At 57.9% G+C, this 6,869-nt stretch carries 5 protein-coding genes and 1 pseudogene; 3 read left to right on the top strand and 3 right to left on the bottom strand.

Annotated features, from left to right (window positions below):
• The 3 genes and pseudogenes from EQV90_RS06595 to EQV90_RS06585 form a co-directional block, all read right to left on the bottom strand.
• Positions 1-401 (bottom strand): annotated as a pseudogene (locus EQV90_RS06595) (putrescine ABC transporter permease PotH); the annotation flags it as partial.
• Positions 398-1,540 (bottom strand): polyamine ABC transporter ATP-binding protein, encoded by a 1,143-nt coding sequence (potA, locus tag EQV90_RS06590; protein ID WP_003447793.1) that lies wholly within the window; start codon positions 1,538-1,540, stop codon positions 398-400. The pseudogene EQV90_RS06595 and the gene potA, both read right to left, overlap by 4 nt.
• A 199-nt stretch (positions 1,541-1,739) precedes the next feature.
• Positions 1,740-2,501 (bottom strand): gamma-glutamyl-gamma-aminobutyrate hydrolase family protein, encoded by a 762-nt coding sequence (locus EQV90_RS06585; RefSeq protein WP_127195633.1) that lies wholly within the window; start codon positions 2,499-2,501, stop codon positions 1,740-1,742.
• A 277-nt stretch (positions 2,502-2,778) separates the two neighbouring features.
• On the opposite strand from EQV90_RS06585, the gene EQV90_RS06580 reads away from it, so the two are divergent.
• From EQV90_RS06580 to EQV90_RS06570, 3 genes are all read left to right on the top strand, one after another.
• Positions 2,779-4,155, top strand: a complete 1,377-nt coding sequence (locus EQV90_RS06580; protein ID WP_003447791.1) for a glutamine synthetase family protein — start codon at positions 2,779-2,781, stop codon at positions 4,153-4,155.
• A gap of 134 nt (positions 4,156-4,289) precedes the next feature.
• Positions 4,290-5,573 (top strand): FAD-binding oxidoreductase, encoded by a 1,284-nt coding sequence (locus tag EQV90_RS06575; protein ID WP_240877912.1) that lies wholly within the window; start codon positions 4,290-4,292, stop codon positions 5,571-5,573.
• A gap of 202 nt (positions 5,574-5,775) precedes the next feature.
• Positions 5,776-6,324, top strand: coding sequence for a cupin domain-containing protein (locus tag EQV90_RS06570; protein ID WP_003447789.1), 549 nt, complete (start codon positions 5,776-5,778; stop codon positions 6,322-6,324).
• Positions 6,325-6,869 lie beyond the last annotated feature (545 nt).

Genomic DNA, 6,869 nt, shown 5'->3' with positions numbered 1-6,869 from the left:
GTCCAGGTCGGCATCATGATCAGCAGCACCAGCACGGTCTGCATCTCTTTGCGCGCATTGGCAATGGCATAGGCCATCGGATAGCCGATCAGCAGGCACAACGCGGTGCTGAAGAAAGCCATCTTCAACGAGCCCAGGTAAGCGGCGATATACAGCTCGTCGTCACCCAGCATTGCGAAATTGCCCAGGTTCAGCAGCAGCTGAATCTTTTGGTCAACGTAGCTGTAGATCTCGGTGTACGGCGGAATCGCCACGTCGGCTTCGGCGAAGCTGATCTTCAGGGCGATAAAGAACGGCAGCATGAAAAACAGGAACAGCCACAGGAATGGAATCCCGATGACCATTTGGCGGCCACCGGGGGTTATTCGTTGCAGACGGCGTTTGAATTTTCGAAGGTTCATGAGCGCAGTACCACGCCGCTGTCGTCTTCCCACCAGACGTAAACTTCGTCGTCCCAGGTCGGTCGTGCACCACGGCGCTCGGCGTTGGCCATGAACGACTGCACGATCTTGCCGCCGGGCAGTTCGACGTAGAACACCGAATGGCCACCCAGGTAGGCAATGTCATGCACCTTGCCCCGCGACCAGTTGTACTCGAAGACCGGCTTGACTGTGGTGACCAGCATTTTTTCCGGGCGAATAGCGTAGGTGGTCGACTTGTCTTCCAGTGACGTAGTGACCCCGTGGCCGACGTAGATATTACGCTCCAGTTCCGGGCAGTGAATGATCGCGAAACCTTCTTCGTCTTCGATCACATCGCCGTCAAAGGCGTTCACGTTACCGATGAACTCACACACCATGCGGCTGACCGGTGCTTCATAGATATCCACCGGGCTGCCGATCTGGGCGATCCAGCCCAGGTGCATGATTGCGATGCGCTGGGCCATGGTCATGGCCTCTTCCTGATCGTGGGTCACCATGACGCAGGTCACGCCGACGCGCTCGATGATCTCCACCAGCTCGAGCTGCATTTGCGAACGCAGTTTTTTGTCCAGTGCGCCCATAGGCTCATCGAGCAGCAGCAGCTTCGGACGCTTGGCCAGCGAACGGGCCAGGGCCACACGCTGACGCTGACCGCCGGACAATTGATGGGGCTTGCGCCTGGCGTACGGGGTCATGTGCACCAACTTGAGCATTTCTTCAACCCGGGCGTCGATTTCGCTGGCAGGCAAACGGTCCTGCTTGAGGCCGAAGGCAATGTTCTGGGCCACGGTCATGTGCGGAAACAGGGCGTAGGACTGGAACATCATGTTGATCGGCCGCTCGTAGGGCGGCATGTCGGTGATGTCGACCCCGTCGAGATAAATCCGTCCTTCAGTCGGTCGCTCGAAGCCGGCCAGCATGCGCAGCAGGGTCGACTTGCCGGAACCGGAACCGCCGAGAAGGGCAAAGATTTCGCCCTGATGGATCTCCAGGGACACATCGTCCACGGCAATCGTCTCGTCGAATTTTTTCGTGACCCGATCGAATTTTACCAGCACCTTTTTCGGTGTCTGCTGGCCTTCAAGAACCTTCCTGTAAAGGCTGGAGGCGTTTGCCATGTGAAACTCCCAACAGATTTCAGTCGTCAGGCCAGAAGGGCCCGACATAAGAGTTGATTGCAAGACAGCTGTGGACGGGCTGTCGGTAGTACTTGTTGTTATTGCGGTTTGTTGTTGTGGTGAAGGACGGGCGTGCCAAGACACGCCCTCCTGATTCACGGGGGCAGTTCAGGGTTCAAACAGGTATCGGACTTGTCAGTCAGCGGCTCTCACGAAGCGCTGCACGTTGTCGGCATGCATCGCCAAACGCCTGGAAAATACTCAAGTAGACAGGGTTGTTCATGACCTGCCATTCCGGGTGCCATTGCACGCCGACGGCAAACGCCTCGCTGTGCTCGACAGAAATCGCCTCGATCAAGCCGTCCGGTGCAATGGCTTCGGCGCGCAGACCCGGGGCCAGGCGGTCGATGCCCTGGGCGTGGATCGAGTTGACCTCAAACACCGTGGGCAGATCCAGCGCCTGGAATACACCACCCGGTTGCACGTGAACGGCATGGGCCGGGGCGTACTGCACGGACAGATCCGGGTGATCCGCTTCGCGGTGGTCGAGGGCACCGGGGAGCTCATGCACCTTCTGATGCAGGCTGCCACCAAACGCCACGTTCATTTCCTGAAAGCCTCGGCAAATGCCGAGCACCGGAATCCCCGCCGCAATGGCTGCTTGCAATAGAGGGAGGGTGGTGGCATCGCGCGCCGGATCGTGCTCCGTGCCGGGTGCACTGGCGGGGCCATCATAGTGGACTGGTTGTACGTTCGACGGTGAGCCGGTGAGCAGCAGGCCGTCCAGACGGGCTAGCAGTTCATCTGTTTCTGTCAGTTCGGCCAGGCTGGGAATGATCACCGGGAGCCCTTGCGCCGCGACACTTACAGCCCGCAGGTACTTGTCGCCGCTGACGTGGTAGGGGTGCAGGCCAATCTGTTTGACGCACGCTGTAACGCCGATCAATGGCTTGATTGCCATTTTTATCACCTCGAAGTTTGACACTTGAAGAGCTTTTTCGGAGCTTAGCCTTGTTGATTTTAATTAACAACTTCTATGTAAAAAATTCTAAACACGCAGCTTCGGATCGTCATAATTCGCCGCTATGCCAAAGCTCCGTTGGCACAATATGAGCTAATTTTTGCCTGAAAAATAACGATGAAGGCCCAGGTGTTCGCTATTGACTTCACTTTGCCTTTCGGATTGACTGGGTTTCAGAAACGGCTGTGAACATAATAATTAACATAATAGATGCCTCATGTCGGTCCCCCTGCGTGCCATTCAGCTCAATGAAGCGAACGCATTCCTTAAGAAATATCCTGAGGTTTTGTACGTCGACCTTCTCATTGCGGATATGAACGGCGTGGTGCGCGGCAAGCGCATCGAACGCACCAGTCTGCACAAGGTCTACGAAAAAGGCATAAACCTGCCGGCATCATTGTTTGCACTGGACATCAATGGTTCTACGGTGGAAAGCACCGGCCTGGGCCTGGACATCGGTGATTCGGACCGCATCTGCTACCCCATCCCCGATACGCTGTGCATCGAGCCCTGGCAGAAGCGCCCGACGGCCCAGCTGTTAATGACCATGCACGAACTTGAAGGCCAGCCGTTCTTCGCTGACCCGAGGGAAGTGTTGCGTCAGGTGGTCAGCAAGTTCGATGACATGGGCCTGACCATTTGCGCCGCCTTTGAACTCGAGTTCTACCTGATCGATCAGGACAACGTAAACGGTCGTCCGCAGTCCCCGCGTTCGCCGGTGTCCGGCAAGCGCCCGATGTCGACCCAGGTGTACCTGATTGATGATCTCGACGAATACGTCGACTGCCTGCAGGACATTCTGGAAGGTGCAAAAGAGCAGGGCATCCCGGCTGATGCGATCGTCAAGGAAAGCGCCCCGGCGCAGTTCGAAGTCAACCTGCATCACGTCAACGACCCGATCAAGGCGTGCGATTACGCGGTGTTGCTCAAGCGTCTGGTGAAGAACATTGCCTACGACCATGAGATGGACACCACCTTCATGGCCAAGCCGTACCCGGGCCAGGCGGGCAATGGTCTGCACGTGCACATTTCGATTCTCGACAAGCAGGGCAATAACATCTTTGCCAGCGAGGATCCCGAGCAGAACGCCGCACTGCGTCACGCGATCGGCGGTGTGCTCGAGACCCTGCCGGCGCAGATGGCCTTTCTCTGCCCGAACGTCAACTCGTACCGCCGTTTCGGTGCCCAGTTCTATGTGCCTAACTCACCGAGCTGGGGCATCGACAACCGCACCGTAGCGGTTCGCGTCCCCACAGGCTCTGCCGATTCGGTACGCATCGAACACCGGGTTGCCGGCGCCGATGCCAACCCGTACTTGCTGATGGCTTCGGTACTGGCCGGTATTCACCACGGTCTGACCAACGAAATCGAACCGGGCCCACCGGTGGAAGGCAACAGCTACGAGCAAAATGAACAGAGCTTGCCGAACAACTTGCGCGATGCCCTGCGCGAGCTGGATGACAGCGAAGTCATGGCCAAATATATCGATCCCATGTACATCGACGTCTTCGTCGCCTGCAAGGAAAGCGAGCTGGCCGAGTTCGAGAACTCCATCTCGGACCTGGAGTACAACTGGTACTTGCACACCGTCTGATTGGCCAACGGCTGTCATTCACAGATAGAACAATTGCGCAGTTGGTGGGGGACGCAGAGCCTGCGTCCCCCACGAATGCGTGCCGCCGGCGTCCGGACCTGCCGGTACGCCGGCGGTGCCCATCGGAGAATTTCATGAAACAAACCCATGTAAACAGCTATTACGCCGCGACCCGAAACCACAGGGCCGAATTCCCGGTGCTCGAGGAATCGGTGGAGTGCGATGTCTGTGTGATCGGCGCCGGCTACACCGGCCTGTCCTCGGCCCTGTTCCTTGCCGAGGCGGGCTACAGCGTGACCGTACTTGAAGCGGCCCGGGTCGGTTTCGGTGCCAGCGGTCGCAACGGCGGTCAGCTGGTCAACTCCTATAGCCGGGACGTAGATGTCATCGAGGCCCGTTACGGCGAAAAGACGGCCCGGGTGCTGGGCAGCATGATGTTCGAAGGTGCCGATATCATTCGCCAGCGCATCGACCAGTACGACATCCAGTGTGATTACCGTCCGGGCGGAATTTTTGCCGCGCTGAACAGTAAGCAGCTAAAAGCCCTGGCCGAGCAGAAAAGCAGCTGGGAAGGTTATGGCAACCAGAAGCTGACAATGCTCGACGCAGCGGACATCAAGCGCGAAGTAGGCTGTGCCAACTACGTTGGTGGTCTGCTGGACATGCAGGGCGGGCACATCCATCCGCTGAATCTGGCGCTGGGTGAGGCCATGGCGTTCATTGGCCTGGGCGGTAAAATTTACGAACAGTCGGCTGCCGTGGACATCACTTACGGCGAGCCGATCACAGTGCGCACCGCCAAGGGTGTAGTACGGGCCAAGTACCTGCTGATCGCCGGTAACGCCTATCTGCCGCAGAACCTCGACAATCGCGTGACCGCCAAAAGCATGCCTTGCGGGTCGCAAATTGCCGTGACCGAACCGCTGCCCGAAGAGGTTGCCCGCAGCCTGATCACCAACAACTACTGCGTTGAAGACTGCAACTACCTGCTGGATTACTACCGCCTGACTGCCGACAATCGTTTGCTGTATGGCGGCGGCGTGGTCTATGGCGCCCGCGAACCGGACGACATCGAAAAACTGATCAAGCCGAAAATCCTCAAGACCTTCCCGCAATTGAAGAACGTCAAAATCGACTATCGCTGGACCGGCAACTTCCTGCTGACCATGTCACGCATGCCGCAATTCGGTCGTATCGAGAAAAACGCCTACTACATGCAGGGTTACAGCGGCCACGGGGTGACCTGTTCGCACCTGGCCGGCAAATTGATCTCGGAAATGATCCGTGGCGATGCCGAGCGTTTCGACGCTTTTGCCTCCTTGCCGCACATGCCGATGATTGGCGGCCGTGCCTTCCAGGCGCCGCTTACAGCCATGGGCGCGGCGTACTACGCAATGCGCGACCGTTTCGGTATCTGATAACACCTGGCAAGCGGCCTGATCCCGGGCAAGTCCGCTCCCGGAGGTCTTATATTTGGCGGTCATTTGGCGAACCTGCTGAGCAACACCCGCAAACGTGATTTAATAGCCGCCTTTCACGTTTGTGGTACAGGGGTACGGTGCGATCTACGCCATCCGTCGCCCCCCCATTACCCTTAAGTAGTTCACACATAAGGCTGTCATGGACACGGGCTCACGACTCAAACTAGTACGCGAAAGCTACAAAATGTCCCAGCGCGAGCTGGCCCGACGTAGCGGCGTCACCAATGCCACCATCTCCCTGATCGAGCAGAATCGCGTCAGTCCTTCAGTCAGCTCTCTGAAGAAACTGCTGGAAGGCATCCCCATGTCTTTGGCCGACTTCTTCACCTTCGACCAGCCGCCCCGTGCTCACCAGTACGTGTTCCGGGCCAATGAACAGCCGGATCTGGGCCGTGACGGCTTGCGCCTGTTGCTGATTGGCGCTTCGGTTCCGGGCCGGCAGATGCGTTTGTTGCGCGAGCAATATGCGCCTGGCGCAAGCTCGGGTGAAGAAGCGATTGTGCACGCCGAAGGGGAGGAGTGCGGGCTGGTCACGCGGGGAGTGGTTGAGCTCACCGTAGATGGAATGAGCAGCATCTTGAATGCCGGGGACGGCTATTACTTCCCGACCACGCTGCCCCATCGCTTCAGAAATATCGGGGCGGACGAGGCGGAAATCATCAGTGCCAACACCCCCGCCAACTTCTGATCTGAAAGCCGCCCGAAAATCCCTTTTGGGCACTGTGTTTTGTGGGAGCTGGCTTGCCAGCGATTGAACAGAGATACCCAGTCCCCCGCATCGCTGGCAAGCCAGGCTCCTACAGATTTGCTGTCATCTGAAAAGTTGCCGCTCCCGCTGTGGGAGCTGTGTGCTGAACAGTGGTGTCCCTGTGGGAGCTGGCTTGCCAGCGATTGAACACAGATACCCAGTCGCCCTCATCGCTGGCAAGCCAGGCTCCTACAGATTTGCTGTGTGTTGAAAAGCTGTCACTCCCACTGTGGGAGCTGGCTTGCCAGCGATTGAACACAGGCACCCGGTCCCCCGCATCGCTGGCAAGCCAGGCTCCCACAGATTTGCTGTGTGCTGAAAAGTTGCCATTCCCCCTGTGACAGCTGGTTTGCCAGCGATTAAACAGAGACACCCAGTCGCCCTCATCGCTGGCAAACCAGGCTCCCACAGATTTGCTGTGATCTGAAAAGTTGCCACTCCCCCTGTGGGAGCTGGCTTGCCAGCGATTGAACACAGACACCCGG

Origin of the sequence: Pseudomonas sp. TMW22089 (genome assembly GCF_022496645.1) — a bacterium.
In the GTDB taxonomy this organism is placed as follows: domain Bacteria; phylum Pseudomonadota; class Gammaproteobacteria; order Pseudomonadales; family Pseudomonadaceae; genus Aquipseudomonas; species Aquipseudomonas paraversuta.
This window is presented reverse-complemented; position numbering and strand designations above follow the sequence as displayed.